Origin of the sequence: Rhodococcus sp. KRD197 (genome assembly GCF_017168235.1) — a bacterium.
Lineage (GTDB): Bacteria > Actinomycetota > Actinomycetes > Mycobacteriales > Mycobacteriaceae > Rhodococcoides.
This window is the reverse complement of the sequence record NZ_JABFAO010000011.1, coordinates 736,935-750,920: the sequence shown is the minus strand read 5'-3', so window position 1 is coordinate 750,920 and position 13,986 is coordinate 736,935. Positions and strand designations below refer to the sequence as shown.

Here is a 13,986-nt window from a genome sequence, read left to right as displayed (position 1 = left end):
CACGTTGTCCACCGTTCACAGGAACCTCACAGCGAGAGTGCAGCGAGTGCGCAGAAGATCGGTCCATGATGTGGGAGTGAGCGAAACACCTCAGGCGCGCGTGCTGATAGTCGACGACGAACCGACCATCCTGGAATTGCTGTCGGTCAGCCTCCGATTCCAAGGATTCGACGTGCGAACCGCGGCCTCCGGACCCGAGGCTCTCGACAAAGCCAGAACCTTCCGTCCCGAAGCGGTGATCCTGGACGTGATGATGCCCGGCATGGACGGTTTCGGTCTGCTTCGACGACTGCGCGCGGACGGCGTCGACGCACCGGCGCTGTTCCTCACCGCCCGCGACTCGGTGGAGGACAAGGTCACCGGACTCACGCTCGGTGCTGACGACTACGTCACCAAACCGTTCAGCCTCGAGGAAGTGGTCGCCCGACTCCGCGTCATCCTGCGCAGATCCGGCAGGACCGAGGAGACCGCCCCGTCGCGCATTTCCTTCGCCGACATAGAGCTCGACGACGACACACATGAGGTGTGGAAGGCAGGCGAGGCGGTGTCACTCTCGCCGACGGAGTTCACGCTGCTCCGCTACTTCATGGTCAACGCCGGGACCGTGCTCAGCAAGCCCCGCATCCTCGATCACGTCTGGCACTACGATTTCGGCGGCGAGGTCGGCGTGGTGGAGTCCTACGTGTCCTACCTGCGACGCAAGATCGACACCGGAGACACGCGGCTCATTCACACCCTGCGCGGCGTCGGATACGTCATGCGGCAGCCCCGGTGAAGACCCTGTCCTCGAAGAGCATTCGGCCCCGCAATGTGCCGTTGCGTCTGTCGCTGGTCGTGGCCCTGGTTCTGCTCGTCGCCGCCGGTCTGGTGGCGTCGGGAATCGCGGTGACGTCCTCGCTCGAACGATCACTGGTCGACCGCGTGGACAAGAGCCTGCTCGACGCCTCGCGCGGCTGGGCCGAGCCGAGGAACCGCTATCTCCCGCCGCCGCCGGATGTGCGACGCCCGCCCACCGACTTCTACGTCAAGTCCGTCGACCCCGACGGTGGGGTGATTTTCGAGGAGACCGCCGGATCCGACATTCCCGATATCGACGGTCTCGACGCGCCGAGCCCCGTCACAATCGGATCGATCGACGGCGCAGACACTCGGTGGCGCGTGCTGACCGTGTCGAACTCGCAGGGCACGACGACGGTGGCGCAGAGCCTGACGCCCGTCGAACTCACGGTCGAGCAGCTCGTCGGCCTCCAATCGATCATCGGTGCAGTGGTTCTCGCGATCCTCGCGGTGCTGACCTACTTCATCGTCCGTCGCAGTCTGCGGCCACTCGTCGAAGTCGAGGAAACCGCCGCCGCCATCGCGGCCGGTGATCTACACGAGCGTGTCCCCGAGCGCGACGAGCGCACCGAGGTCGGCAAACTGTCGATTGCGCTCAACGGCATGCTGTCTCAGATTCAGCGCGCCTTCGCGGCCAGCGAAGCATCGGAGGAAGCGGCTCGCGCTTCGGAGGAGAAGATGCGAAGGTTCGTCGCCGACGCCAGCCACGAGCTTCGCACCCCGCTGACAACCATCCGCGGATTCGCCGAGCTCTACCGGCAGGGCGCGATGAGTGACATCACCCTGTTGATGAACCGCATCGAGGGCGAATCCGCTCGCATGGGTCTGCTCGTGGAGGATCTGCTGATGCTCGCGCGTCTCGACGCCCAGCGCCCGCTGGAGACGAAACCGGTGGACGTGCTCTCCGTCGCGGCCGATGCCGTTCACGACGCCGAAGCCGTTGCACCGGAGCGTGATATCACGCTGAGGTTGCTTCCCGGTCCTGGGATACCGGAGGTAGTCGGCGACGATGCCCGGCTTCGGCAGGTACTGGGGAATCTGGTGGGCAACGCGATCCGGCACACCCCTCAGGACGCGAGCATCGAGATCTGTGTCGGTACCACCGACACCTCGGTGCTGCTCGAGGTGCGCGATACCGGCCCCGGCCTGTCCGAGGAAGAAGCCCAGCACGTGTTCGAACGGTTCTACCGGGCGGACTCCTCGCGCACCCGCGAAAGTGGCGGCAGCGGACTGGGACTGTCCATCGTCGCGGCCCTCGTCGCCGCGCACGGCGGCACCGTCACCGTCGACAGCGCGCCAGGGGTAGGCGCTACCTTCCGGGTGGAGTTGCCGCGGGTGGTGTGACTATTCGGGTGCTGCACACCACCACCACGAGGGCGCCGACGACCGACGCCGCAGCTGTGAACAGCACCGCACTGTTCCACCCCTCGACGAGGCCTGCCGCAGTGGGAGTTCCGACCGGCACGGCCAGGACGGCGACGACGGTCACGCCGAGGGCAGAGCCGACGTAGCGCGCAGTGTTGTTCGCCCCGCTGCCCATTGCTGCACGTCCCGCGGGCACGCTGGACACCGCCTCGCGGCCGAGCGCGGCGTTGAGTACTCCACTCGACACACCCGCAACCAACAGACCGGGTAGCAATCTGACCCACGTCGACGATTCCGACAGACCCAGGAGCAGAACCTGGCCGATTGCCACGCCCGTCAGGCCGATGGCCAGCTGAGTGGTACCCGAGACGCGGGCGGGGATACGGCGCGCGAGGAGCGCCGTAGCTACGGAGGTGGCCGACCACGCGAACAGCAGGAACGCCGCCCCGAGAGCGTCGATGCCGTACGCGTTGCCGAGGAAACCCGACAAGAACGACATGAGCGCGATGATTCCGGCCCCGGTCATCAACGCCGCCACCGTGGCCGCGACGAATGCCGGTTGCGTGAACAGCGACAGGTCCAACATCGAATTCCGGTTGCGGTACTCCACGTAGACGAACACCGTCAGCACGAGGGCGGACGCCGCGAACAACACGATGGGAAGTGGCTGCGACCATCCCTGTCGGCCCTCGACCAGAGCTGCGAGGAGCGCGCTCATACCGAGACCGAGCAGGAGTGCGCCGAGCGGGTCCAGACCTCGGGGCGCGTCCGTGCGTGATTCGACCAGCAGCCGTTGCGCCACGAACGCGAGGGCGACGGCACCCACCGCCATCAGCCAGTAGGCGAAGCGCCACGACGCGAGGCGGTCGAGACCTGCAACCACGAGCGGGCCGAGGGCGATGCCGGCACCGACGCTCGCACCCCAGATCCCACTCGCTCGGGCGCGCACCGGTCCGGGCGCGTGCGTGTGCGCGATGATCCCGAGGCTCGACGCCATCACCGCGGCACCTCCGAGCCCCTGCAGGATCCGGGCCAGGACGAACACAAGCGTGCCGGGCGCGACCGCACAGATCACCGATCCAGCGGCGAGCACGACGTTGCCGATGACGAACGTGCGTCGACGTCCCACATCGTCGGCAATCGTTCCGGTCGTGAGCAGCGCTGCGCCCAACCCGATGCTCATGGAGCTGAGAATCCAGGTCCGCCCCGCGGGGTCGCTGCCGAGCGTCAGCGCTGTCGGATTGATCGTCGCCAGTGGAGCGGTGAAGGCGACCAACGTCAACAGGGTGCCGATCGCGGCGACGGTCAGCGACCGACGCGCCACGACGGCCGGATCTGTGCTGTGCATCAAGATCCTACGAACGCTCCCAGTGCCCGATCAGGCGGGAACGTTCGCGGCATGACCGAGCTCGCGCAGCGCCGCCTTGATCTTCGCCGCTGCCTCGTCGAGCGATTGCGGCGACGGGTTCGGGTCGGCGCCCGAGATATCGAAATTGCCCATGTCGTAGGCCGGGAATACGTGCAGGTGCAAGTGCGGAACCTCGAGACCGGCGATCAGGAACCCGGCGCGCGGTGCGTCGAAGCCCTTCCGGACGGCCTGGCCGACCTTCTGCGCAACGCCCGTCAACTCGGCGAAAACGGCCCCGTCGACGTCCTGCCACTGATCGATCTCCTCGCGCGGCACGATCAACGTGTGCCCCTGCGTCACCGGGGCAATCGTCAGGAACGCGACGACGTTGTCGTCCTCCCATACGAACCGTCCCGGAATGTCGCCGCTGATTATCTTGCTGAACACCGATGCCATGCACCCATGGTATGCGGCTGTGCACGCGAAGCCGCACACAGCGCATTGCCAGCTCGAACCCAGGGTGGTGGCAGCTGCGGGAGCGAACCTCGACATCATGACATCGAACCTGCTGGTGACGAGCTCGGTTTCCACAGCCACGCTCGAGGTGGTCATTCCCGTCTACAACGAGGAAGCCGACCTCGAACAGTGCATCCGCCGACTCCACGCCCACCTCGAGGACACCATCCCGTTCTCCTCGCAGATCACCATCGCCGACAACGCGAGCACCGACGGCACTCTTGCCGTCGCCGACAAGTTGGCGAGGGAGATCGCCGGGGTCCGGGTCCACCACCTCGACGAAAAAGGACGGGGGCGAGCGCTGAAGGCCGTGTGGATCGAATCCACCGCCGACGTCGTCGCCTACATGGACGTCGACCTCTCCACCGACCTCAACGCGTTGATGCCGCTGATCGCACCGCTGCTGTCGGGCCACTCCGATCTCGCGATCGGTTCGAGACTGAACCGGTCCTCGCGGGTGGTGCGCGGTGCGAAGCGCGAATTCATCTCGCGTAGCTACAACCTCATTCTGCGGGCCTCGCTGCGCGCGCGCTTCTCCGACGCCCAGTGCGGCTTCAAAGCGATGCGTACAGAGGTGGCGCGCGAGCTGCTTCCGCTCGTACAGGACACCGGCTGGTTCTTCGACACCGAACTGCTCGTGATCGCCGAGAGGGCGGGCCTGCGTATCCACGAGGTCCCCGTCGACTGGGTCGACGACCCCGACAGCAGCGTCGACGTGATCGACACCGCCGTGAAGGATCTGAAGGGGTGCTGGCGCGTCGGCCGGGCGCTCGCCTCGGGGGCGTTGCCCGTTGCAGAACTACGACGCAGTCTGGGACGTGAACCGCTGGTGGCCGGCGTGCCGCACGGAATGGTCGGGCAGATGGTGCGGTTCGGCATCGTCGGCGTCGCGAGCACCATCGCATACGCACTGCTCTACCTGGTACTGCACCCGATCGTCGGGGCGCAGGCCGCGAACTTCCTCGGCCTACTGATCACGGCCGTCCTGAACACCGCCGCGAACCGGGCCTTCACCTTCGGCGTCCGTGGACTCGCAGACGCGGGCAAGCACCAGGTGCAAGGTCTGCTCGTTTTCGGGTTCGCGCTGCTCATCACCAGCGGGTCACTCGCGATGCTGCACGCATGGGCGCCCGGGGCGTCCCGGCTCGTCGAGCTTTCCGTACTCGTCGTCGCGAATCTCGTTGCGACGGTGTGCCGTTTCGTTGCCCTCCGCTGGGTTTTCCGTAACAACAAAGGAGTGCAGAAATGACGACCTTGACCGAAAGCGCACCGAAGGTGCCTGCACCGGTGCCTGTCAGGGATAGGCGATGGGAGTGGATCGGGCTCGCAGTGCTGCTGATCGGCACGGCCGTCGCCTACATCTGGGGCCTCGGCGCATCGGGCTGGGCCAACTCCTTCTACTCCGCTGCCGTCCAAGCAGGATCGGTGTCGTGGAAGGCATTCTTCTTCGGTTCTTCCGACGCGGCCAACGCGATCACCGTCGACAAGCCGCCGATGTCGTTGTGGCTGATGTCTTTGTCGGTCCGCATTTTCGGACTCAGCTCGTGGGCGATGCTGGTTCCGCAGGCGCTCCTCGGTGTCGGTTCGGTGGCGTTGCTGTGGGCAACCATCCGCCGGCAATTCGGTGCCGCGGCAGGCCTGCTCGCCGGACTCACACTCGCCGTCACACCGGTGGCCGCCTTGATGTTCCGGTTCAACAATCCGGACGCTCTTCTCGTGCTGCTCATGATCGCAGCAGTCTGGGCGGCGATGCGCGCAGTCGAGGACGGGCGCACCCGATGGCTCGTGCTCACCGGAGTGTTCGTGGGATTCGGGTTCCTCACCAAGCAACTCCAGGTCATGCTCGTGGTTCCGCCCATCGCCGCGATGTACTTGCTCGCCGGCCCACCGAAGTTCGGTAAGCGCCTGCTGCAACTCTTCGCGGCGCTCGGAGCCGCGATCGTATCGGCCGGCTGGTGGCTGCTCGCAGTCGAACTGTGGCCCGCATCCTCGCGTCCGTGGATCGGCGGATCGCAGAACAACTCCATTCTCGAGCTGACCCTCGGCTACAACGGTCTGGGGCGACTCAACGGTGACGAGACCGGCAGCGTCACCCCCGGTGGCGGGGACATGCCCGGTGGTGGCGATATGCCAGGTGGCGGACCGGGCGGCGGAATGTGGGGTGAAACCGGTATCACCCGCATGTTCGACGCCTCGCAGGGCGGCCAGATCGCCTGGCTGATTCCCTCGGCCCTGATCCTGTTCGCGACGGGTCTCGTATTGCGCGGTCGTGTCCGCCGGGATGATCCGCAGCGCGCAGCGCTCCTCGTGTGGGGACTGTGGTTGCTGGTCACCGGTCTGACATTCAGCTTCATGGCAGGAATCTTCCACTCGTACTACACCGTTGCGCTGGCACCGGCGATCGCTGCTCTGATAGGTGCGGGAAGCGTGCTGGCCTGGCGTCACCGTCACCGCTACCCGGTGCGTCTGGCACTCTCCGCCTCCACGCTCGCTGCCGTCGCCACCGCGTGGGTTCTGTTGGGGCGCAGTGCCGAATTCTTGCCATGGCTGCGGTGGGTGGTGCTCGGGGTAGGGATCATCGGGGCAATCGCACTGCTGATTCCTGCGGCGACACGCGGCAGAATCTCTGTCGCAACGATTCTCGCGGTCATGTTCGCAGGACTCGCCGGACCCACTGCCTACGCAGTGGACACGATCGGGACCCCACACACCGGGTCGATCGTCAGCGCCGGTCCGGCAACGGGGGGTATGGGCGGACCAGGTACGGGTATGGGCCGGCCGGGTATGGACGCTGGACGCGGGATGGACGGGCCCGATGGCGGGGCCGGCTTCGCGGGGCAGGCACCTCCTACCGGTCAGATGCCTGCCGGTCAGATGCCCTTCGGTCAGCTCGAAGCCGGTCAGATGCCTGCCGGTGGGCTGCTGAACGGCAGCGCGCCGTCAGCCGACATCACCGGGATGCTCGAAGCCGACGCCGACTCCTACACCTGGGTTGCGGCCGCGATCGGCTCCAACAGTGCTTCCGGGTACCAGCTCGCCACCGAGGAACCCGTCATGGCGATCGGCGGCTTCAACGGCACAGACCCGTCGCCGACACTCGAGGAGTTTGTGCAGTACGTCGCAGACGGCGAGATCCACTACTTCATCGCAGGCGGGGGCATGGGCTTCGGAATGGACGGTGGCGAGGCAGGCACCTCGACGCAGATCTCGGAATGGGTTGCCGCGAACTACACTTCCACCACCGTCGACGGAGTGACGCTGTACGACCTGAGCGAGTAATCACACAGTGCTGGCAACTACAGGGCTGGCAGCTACAGGGCTGGCAGCTACAGGGCTGGCAAGAGACTCGCGATGAGCGAGGACCTCCGACATGTGGTTCTCGGCCCACTCCTTCATGCCGTACACCACGGGAAGCAGACTCGCCCCGAGCGGTGTCAGACGGTACTCGACATGTCGGGGGAAGCCGGGAATCACATCGCGGACGATGATTCCGTCGCGTTCGAGCGAGCGCAGCGTGGCGGTGAGCATCTTCTGGCTGACGCCTGCGATGACCCTGCGCAACTCGCTGTGGCGGTGGGCCCCCTCGCCGAGTGCACACAGAACCAGGGCGACCCACTTGTTGGACAGTGTTTCGAGGAGTTGATGCGCAGGGCAATTCTCCAGGTACACGCTGTACTGCTTTTTGGCCTGCTCGCGAGATTGCTCCGCCGTCATTGTCACTGTGCGCGCCTCTCGGTCGTGTCGAAAATCCGTACAGGCCGCCGACTGTCAGGCACGTCCAGGTGCCCTGGGCACTTGAAAGTGCCTTCTTGTCACTGGCCGCCGGGTGGAGCAAGTTTTGTGTAGCGACCTTATCGCGTCGCGATTGCTTATGTCAGGAGAGAAAACATGACCACGTTTCTGCATGTGAACGCATCCGCGCGACCGGGGTCGCAGTCACTTGCGATCGCGGAGAACTTCCTCGATGCTCTGCGAGAGCGCGATGCCGACCTCGAGGTCGACAAGTGGAATCTGTTCGCCGAGCCGCTTCCCCAGTTCGGTTCCGTCGCAGCGGAAGCGAAGATGGCTGTGTTCGGAGGCCAGGATCAGACTGCAGAGCAGGTTGCTGCCTGGGACGCAGCGCGTGCTGTGTTCGATCGGTTCGCGGCGGCCGACGCATACGTGTTCAACATCCCGATGTGGAACGCCGGAGTGCCGTACATCCTCAAGCAGTGGATCGACATCGTCACCCAGCCGGGCTGGGCATTCGGCTTCGACCCGGCCGAGGGGTACTCGGGCCTGATGGCAGGCAAACGCGCCTTCGTCGTCTACACCAGCGGCGTCTACGCACCGGGTGTCCCCATCGAATTCGGGGCGGATTTCGCCTCGACGTTCTTCGACGACTGGCTGCGTTTCGTCGGGATCGCGGACACACAGACACTCCGCTTCGCGCCGACCGTTCTCACCGCCACCCCGGAAGAGGACCTGGCTCAGCACATCGAACTCGCCCGCAAGGCCGCTGTCGACTTCTGACCCATCGTCCTGTGACCTGCATGAATTGCCCCCGGTAGGGATGTCGAGTCGTCGCTGCTCGGGTGTCTCGGGTTTCGGCACGAGTGACCCGATAGTCTGATGCACTGTGCGCGTACTCGTCATAGGTTCCGGTGCTCGTGAGCACGCCCTCCTCCTTGCTCTGAGCAAGGATCCGAACGTCGACACCCTGTTGATCGCTCCTGGGAACGCCGGCACAGCCGCGTTGGCCGAGCAGCATCACGTGGACGTCGCCTCCGGTGAAGCGGTGACGGAGCTGGCGCGCAAGGTGCGCGCCGACCTCGTCGTCATCGGACCGGAGGTGCCACTGGTCCTGGGTGTCGCCGACGCCCTGCGTGAGGCCGGTATCGCGACGTTCGGCCCGTCTGCTGCTGCGGCACGAATCGAAGGCTCCAAGGCGTTCGCGAAGGACGTCATGGCAGCAGCGGGCGTTCGAACCGCGCACAGCGAAATTGTCGACTCGCCCGCGTTGCTCGACGAGGCCCTCGACCGGTTCGGGCCGAACTGGGTGGTCAAGGACGACGGTCTGGCTGCGGGCAAAGGCGTGGTCGTCACCACCGATCGGCTCGCAGCACGGGACCATGCCGCGGAGCTTCTCGAAACCGGCCATCCGGTGCTGCTCGAGTCCTTCCTCGACGGCCCCGAGGTGTCACTGTTCTGCCTCGTCGACGGTGCGACCGTCGTTCCGCTGCTGCCGGCGCAGGACCACAAGCGTGTCGGTGACGGTGACCTCGGCCCCAACACCGGCGGAATGGGCGCATACACCCCGCTTCCGTGGCTGCCCGAGGAGATGACCGCTCAGATCGTCCGAGAGGTGGTCGAACCTGTTGCAGCCGAGATGGTCGAGCGCGGCTGCCCGTTTTCCGGTCTGCTCTATGCAGGCCTCGCTATCGGCGCTGCAGGCCCGGCGGTCGTCGAGTTCAACTGCCGATTCGGCGATCCCGAGACCCAGGCGGTGCTCGCTCTGCTCGAATCTCCGCTCGGTGCGGCCCTCAATGCGACGGCGACCGGCACGCTGGGTTCGCTCGAGCCGCTGCAGTGGAAGAGCGGTTCGGCGGTGACGGTGGTGCTCGCGGCCGAGAACTACCCGGGCCGGCCCCGAACCGGCGATGCGATCACCGGTGCCGAGGCCGAGGGCGTACTGCACGCGGGGACAGCGAAAAAGGACGGTGTCGTGGTCTCGGCAGGTGGGCGAGTGCTCAGCGTCGTCGGAACCGGGGCCGACTTGGATGCCGCACGCATCGACGCCTACGCGAAGATCGACGCAATCCGGCTCCCGGGCAGCCACTTCCGTACCGACATCGGTTTGGCCGCGGCGGAGGGTCGCATCAACTTGTAGGGCCGTGTCTGGTGCTCCACGATCTTCAGTATCCGACGGGATCCCGTCAGAATGTGCAGATAGAGGAGCGTCAGACACCCCTGCTCTTTCTACGTCGCCGCACCACGGCCGCGATCTGATCCGCCACCCGTTCGATATCGCGATAGACAGTGGCGGCAGAGAACCTGAGTACCAACCAGTCGTCCAGCACCAGTGAGTTCTGTCGAGTCCGGTCGTTGTCGAAAGTGCGCGAGTCACTGTGGAACTCACGCCCGTCGATCTCGACGATCACCCTGGCACAGTTGTCGACCAGATCGCACAGGTACCGGCCGACCCAAGCATTGATCTCCATCCGGATTCCGCGAGCGGTGAGGGCGCGGGCAACCATGCGTTCCGGCTCGGACAGAGTGCCCGGGCAACACTGTCGGAGCTGGCGACGAACCTCGCGAACTCCCGTCATCCCTGCCGATCGCTCACAGTGATCGACTGCCTCGCGCCAGCTCACCACTGTTCCGACGCTGCGGTCGACGATCTGCTCGAGTGGGGTGCCGCTCATCGTCGCCGCCGCATCCACGAAGCACTGTGCGGCGGGCACGACCGGCAGACCGCGTGCCTCGGCCGTGTCAACGCTGCGGCGGTGCAACGTCAACCAGTCGGGGCCGCTCACTCGGGTGTTCCTGGGCAGGGTCGCGTGCACCTGCGTGGGCGTGGTGTCGAGCATCCCCCATAACCAGGCAGCGCTGAGGTGACTGAGCACCGCGTCCCCCCGCCACACCGTCACCGCAACACACAGTTCGTAATACGACGGATCACGATCGGCGTAGACGCACGGCAACAGACGAACCAGTGTTCCGCTGCGGACCCGCCGATCTATCCGCGACCGACCGATTCCCGAATCGAGCAGCTGCTCCCTCGTGTAGACCCCCATGGCGAGAACTCTGCTCGAAAACGACCGCAAAATGGGGCCCGATATCGAATCTGTGGATAACGGGCCTGCCTGTGGATGAACGCCCTCACACGTCGAGAGGTTCGATCCGCGCACTCGTGCGAAGACCGTCCGGGGTGACCGATGCGAGAGCGTCGATGTAGGCGACAGCGAAGGACCCCGGACCCGATGCGCCCCGCGCGGCAGCCTCCGCAGCGACCGCGACGTGTACGTGCGCAGCGGTGATGCCGATCAACGGATTCGGTGACACCGCAAGGTAGGCGGCCACCAGTGCCGCGAGTGAGCACCCTGTTGCGGTGACCTTGGTGAGCAGTGCGTTTCCGCCGCTCACTCGAACTCCGAGCGGCCCCGACGGCCCCCGCCCCACGATGTAGTCGATCGGTCCCGAGGCCGAGACCACCTGCGCGGAGTCGAGCAGCGACAGTGCTGCGGGTACGGCGGCGTCGGCTTCGGAGGTGCTGTCGACCCCTCGACCTGAACTGCCGGGACTTGAACTGCCGGCGAGCGCGATGATCTCCGAGGCATTACCCCTGATCGCAGTGGGTCCGAGTGCGAGCAACCCGGCAGCCAGTTCTGTTCGCCAGGGGAGTCCGCCGACACCGACCGGGTCGAGCACCCACGGTGTGCCGGCTGCGCGGGCAGCGCCGGCGGCGAGGGTGAACGCTGCCGCGGTGCCGTCGTCGGGAGTGCCGAGATTGATCAGAACACCACCGGCTACCGCGGCGAATCCTGCAGCCTCGTGCACGTTGTCGATGTGCGCGTTGCTCGCCCCCGCCGCCAGCAGAACATTGGTGACGAAGTTCGCCGAGACGACGTTGGTCAGCGACTGCACCAGCGGAGTCGACGACCGCAAAGTCTCCAGGGCCTCGGCGACATCGCCCGCAGTCGGGTGAGATCTCGGTTCCGGCATCAGGCAAGTCTTCCACGACCGATAGCCTCGGCAATCGTGGTCACCGAGTCGAGCAGAAGCAACATCGAGCCGTTCCATGTGATGGACGTGTTCAAGGCAGCAGCACTGCGCACGCGCACCCACGGCGACGTTCTCTCGCTCGCGGCGGGGCAGCCGTCGACTTCGGCACCGGGGCCGGTGTTGCAGGCGACTCGTGACGCCCTCGACGGACACCTGCTGGGGTACACCGAAACCCTCGGGATCCTTCCCCTGCGCGAGGCCATCGCTCGGTACCACGCCGCCGAGGCAGGAGTGCCCGTGGACGCGGATGACGTCGTCGTCACCACCGGATCCTCGGGCGCGTTCACGTTGCTGTTCCTGGCGGCCTTCGATATCGGCGACACCGTCGTCATGGCCCGCCCCGGCTATCCCGCGTACCGCAACACCCTGGCCGCGCTCGGCTGCCGCGTCGTCGAGCTCGACTGCGGTCCGCAATCGCGGTTTCAGCCGACGGTCGCGATGCTCGAGTCCCTACCGGAACCGCCCAAGGGACTGATCATCGCCAGCCCGGCGAACCCGACGGGCACGATCATCGACCCCAACGAACTCGCCGCAATCGCGCGCTGGTGTCAGGCACACGGCACACTGCTGATTTCCGACGAGATCTACCACGGCATCTCCTTCGGCGACGTGGAGACATCGAGTGCGTGGGAGACCTCGCGGGATGCGGTCGTCGTCGGGTCCGTGTCGAAGTACTTCTCGATGACGGGGTGGCGGCTCGGATGGATGCTGCTGCCGACGTACCTGCGCCGCGCAGTGGAGCGGCTGGCGTCGAACATGACGGTGTGTCCACCGGCGATTTCTCAGGTGGCGGCGATCGCGGCGTTCACCGAGGCTTCGCGGGCCGAGCTCGACGGGCACGTTCGGCGGTACGCGGTGAACCGGCGGATCCTGCTCGACGGGCTGACGGCGGCAGGGGTGACCGATCTCGCGCCCGCGGACGGAGCGTTCTACGCGTACGCGGACATCGCCCACCTGACCGATGATTCACTGGCCTGGTGCGAGGAGGCTCTAGCGCGGACGGGTGTGGCAGTGGCACCAGGTGTCGATTTCGATACCGTTCACGGCCACCACACGATCAGGTTCTCGTTCGCGGGCGCGACGGCGGACATCGAGGAGGCTCTCGTTCGCCTGCAGCCGCTGCTTCGGGGTTAGAGGCGCGCCAGCGCTTCCTCGATATCGGCTCGGGAAACATCCCGGTGTGTGACGAAGCGGGTCTTCCCGGTGACGGTGACGGCCGCGATGCCGCGTTCGGCGAGGTCGGCCACCGATACGCCAGACCGGGCCAGGACGATGTTGGTTTCCGGCTGTTCTACGGTCCAGCCCCGCTCGCGTAGGCCGTCGGCCAGCAGCCGCGCGTTGGCGTGATCGCCCGAGAGCGAGTCGATGTTGTCGAGCGCAACCAGTCCGGCGGCGGCGAGGATACCGCCCTGCCGGACACCTCCGCCGAGCATCTTGCGGATTCTCCTGGCCTCACCGATGCGTGCGGTGTCGGAGACGAGCATCGAGCCGACGGGTGCGCCGAGTCCTTTGCTCAGACATACCTGGACGGTGTCGGCGCCGCGGGTCAGCTCCGACACCGGGACCCCCAGAGCGACCGCTGCGTTCCAGACCCGTGCGCCGTCGAGGTGCACCAGCAACCCTGCGTCCCGGCCGGCTTTCAGGAGCGCATTCCATTCTTCGGCGTCGAACACCGACCCGCCGGCGAAGTTGTGCGAGTTCTCCAGGCACAGCAGCCGCGGATGCAGCGTGTAGTACGGACCGGCACCGGAGGCGGCGGCGACGGCAGCGGGCGTCGGGCGTCCCGGGCCGGCGTCGTGGGGGAGCACCTGGGGCATGCCCTGGGCGAGCCAGGCGGCCGTTCCGAGTTCCGACCCGAGCACGTGCGCATGTTCGGGAGCGAGGAACGAGTCGCCGCGTCGCAGGTGCATCATCAGCGCGATGGTGTTGCCCATCGTTCCGCTCGGAACCCAGAGGCCCGCCTCGTACCCGAGCATCGCCGCGACGCGTTCCTCGAGGGCAGCCATGGTGGGATCGTGATCGAGGACATCGTCGCCGACCTCCGCCTCCGCCATCGCCGCACGCATCGCCGCATCCGGACGGGTGACGGTATCGGAGCGCAGATCGATCGTTCGTGGAGCCATACCCATCACGATTGCATACGTTCTGTTGGCCCG

Annotated in this window: 13 protein-coding genes; 7 read left to right on the top strand and 6 right to left on the bottom strand. The window is 66.2% G+C overall.

Features of this window, described 5'->3' with window-relative positions:
- Positions 1-70 precede the first annotated feature (70 nt).
- Positions 71-775 (top strand): response regulator transcription factor, encoded by a 705-nt coding sequence (locus tag J1M86_RS19300; RefSeq protein ID WP_206511136.1) that lies wholly within the window; start codon positions 71-73, stop codon positions 773-775.
- Positions 776-810: 35 nt separating this feature from the next.
- Positions 811-2,181, top strand: a complete 1,371-nt coding sequence (locus J1M86_RS19295) for a cell wall metabolism sensor histidine kinase WalK (RefSeq protein WP_206511135.1) — start codon at positions 811-813, stop codon at positions 2,179-2,181.
- Here the strand turns inward: J1M86_RS19295 and J1M86_RS19290 are convergent.
- Together J1M86_RS19290 and J1M86_RS19285 are read right to left on the bottom strand one after the other, a co-directional pair.
- Positions 2,147-3,550 (bottom strand): MFS transporter, encoded by a 1,404-nt coding sequence (locus J1M86_RS19290; protein WP_206510996.1) that lies wholly within the window; start codon positions 3,548-3,550, stop codon positions 2,147-2,149. The two genes, J1M86_RS19295 and J1M86_RS19290, sit on opposite strands and share 35 nt — an antisense overlap.
- Positions 3,551-3,580: 30 nt before the next feature.
- Positions 3,581-4,006 (bottom strand): HIT family protein, encoded by a 426-nt coding sequence (locus J1M86_RS19285; RefSeq protein ID WP_206510995.1) that lies wholly within the window; start codon positions 4,004-4,006, stop codon positions 3,581-3,583.
- A gap of 97 nt (positions 4,007-4,103) precedes the next feature.
- Between J1M86_RS19285 and J1M86_RS19280 the strand changes: the two genes are divergently transcribed.
- Together J1M86_RS19280 and J1M86_RS19275 are read left to right on the top strand one after the other, a co-directional pair.
- On the top strand, positions 4,104-5,315 hold the full coding sequence (locus J1M86_RS19280; protein ID WP_206510994.1) for a bifunctional glycosyltransferase family 2/GtrA family protein: 1,212 nt from the start codon (positions 4,104-4,106) through the stop codon (positions 5,313-5,315).
- The gene (locus tag J1M86_RS19275; protein WP_206510993.1) at positions 5,312-7,345 is read left to right on the top strand and encodes a glycosyltransferase family 39 protein; all 2,034 of its coding nucleotides are present in this window, start codon (positions 5,312-5,314) and stop codon (positions 7,343-7,345) included. The genes J1M86_RS19280 and J1M86_RS19275 overlap by 4 nt, the downstream gene beginning before the upstream one ends.
- Here the strand turns inward: J1M86_RS19275 and J1M86_RS19270 are convergent, their stop codons facing one another.
- Positions 7,346-7,780, bottom strand: a complete 435-nt coding sequence (locus tag J1M86_RS19270; protein WP_206511134.1) for a helix-turn-helix domain-containing protein — start codon at positions 7,778-7,780, stop codon at positions 7,346-7,348.
- A 174-nt stretch (positions 7,781-7,954) separates the two neighbouring features.
- On the opposite strand from J1M86_RS19270, the gene J1M86_RS19265 reads away from it, so the two are divergent.
- Complete coding sequence (locus J1M86_RS19265) at positions 7,955-8,578, top strand: FMN-dependent NADH-azoreductase (RefSeq protein ID WP_206510992.1); 624 nt, start codon at positions 7,955-7,957, stop codon at positions 8,576-8,578.
- Positions 8,579-8,684: 106 nt separating this feature from the next.
- Positions 8,685-9,935, top strand: a complete 1,251-nt coding sequence (gene purD / locus J1M86_RS19260; protein ID WP_206510991.1) for a phosphoribosylamine--glycine ligase — start codon at positions 8,685-8,687, stop codon at positions 9,933-9,935.
- Positions 9,936-10,005: 70 nt separating this feature from the next.
- Here the strand turns inward: purD and J1M86_RS19255 are convergent, their stop codons facing one another.
- Positions 10,006-10,842, bottom strand: coding sequence for a type IV toxin-antitoxin system AbiEi family antitoxin domain-containing protein (locus J1M86_RS19255; RefSeq protein WP_206510990.1), 837 nt, complete (start codon positions 10,840-10,842; stop codon positions 10,006-10,008).
- Between the two features lie 85 nt (positions 10,843-10,927).
- Positions 10,928-11,770 (bottom strand): hydroxyethylthiazole kinase, encoded by an 843-nt coding sequence (thiM, locus tag J1M86_RS19250; protein WP_206510989.1) that lies wholly within the window; start codon positions 11,768-11,770, stop codon positions 10,928-10,930.
- 36 nt (positions 11,771-11,806) lie between these two features.
- Between thiM and J1M86_RS19245 the strand changes: the two genes are divergently transcribed.
- Positions 11,807-12,964 carry a pyridoxal phosphate-dependent aminotransferase gene (locus J1M86_RS19245; RefSeq protein ID WP_139318342.1) on the top strand — a complete coding sequence of 386 codons (1,158 nt, stop codon included), beginning with the start codon at positions 11,807-11,809 and terminating at the stop codon, positions 12,962-12,964.
- On the opposite strand, the gene J1M86_RS19240 is transcribed toward J1M86_RS19245, so the two are convergent.
- Complete coding sequence (locus tag J1M86_RS19240) at positions 12,961-13,953, bottom strand: low specificity L-threonine aldolase (RefSeq protein WP_206510988.1); 993 nt, start codon at positions 13,951-13,953, stop codon at positions 12,961-12,963. The genes J1M86_RS19245 and J1M86_RS19240 overlap by 4 nt on opposite strands.
- Positions 13,954-13,986: the final 33 nt, after the last annotated feature.

Bases quoted from the DNA above. Each gene is read 5' to 3' on its own strand.
- J1M86_RS19255 (WP_206510990.1), bottom strand. From the start codon at position 10,842: ATGGGGGTCTACACGAGGGAGCAGCTGCTCGATTCGGGAATCGGTCGG.
- J1M86_RS19270 (WP_206511134.1), bottom strand. From the start codon at position 7,780: ATGACGGCGGAGCAATCTCGCGAGCAGGCCAAAAAGCAGTACAGCGTG.
- J1M86_RS19265 (WP_206510992.1), top strand. From the start codon at position 7,955: ATGACCACGTTTCTGCATGTGAACGCATCCGCGCGACCGGGGTCGCAG.
- J1M86_RS19280 (WP_206510994.1), top strand. From the start codon at position 4,104: ATGACATCGAACCTGCTGGTGACGAGCTCGGTTTCCACAGCCACGCTC.
- J1M86_RS19240 (WP_206510988.1), bottom strand. From the start codon at position 13,953: ATGGCTCCACGAACGATCGATCTGCGCTCCGATACCGTCACCCGTCCG.
- J1M86_RS19275 (WP_206510993.1), top strand. From the start codon at position 5,312: ATGACGACCTTGACCGAAAGCGCACCGAAGGTGCCTGCACCGGTGCCT.
- J1M86_RS19285 (WP_206510995.1), bottom strand. From the start codon at position 4,006: ATGGCATCGGTGTTCAGCAAGATAATCAGCGGCGACATTCCGGGACGG.
- thiM (WP_206510989.1), bottom strand. From the start codon at position 11,770: ATGCCGGAACCGAGATCTCACCCGACTGCGGGCGATGTCGCCGAGGCC.
- J1M86_RS19290 (WP_206510996.1), bottom strand. From the start codon at position 3,550: ATGCACAGCACAGATCCGGCCGTCGTGGCGCGTCGGTCGCTGACCGTC.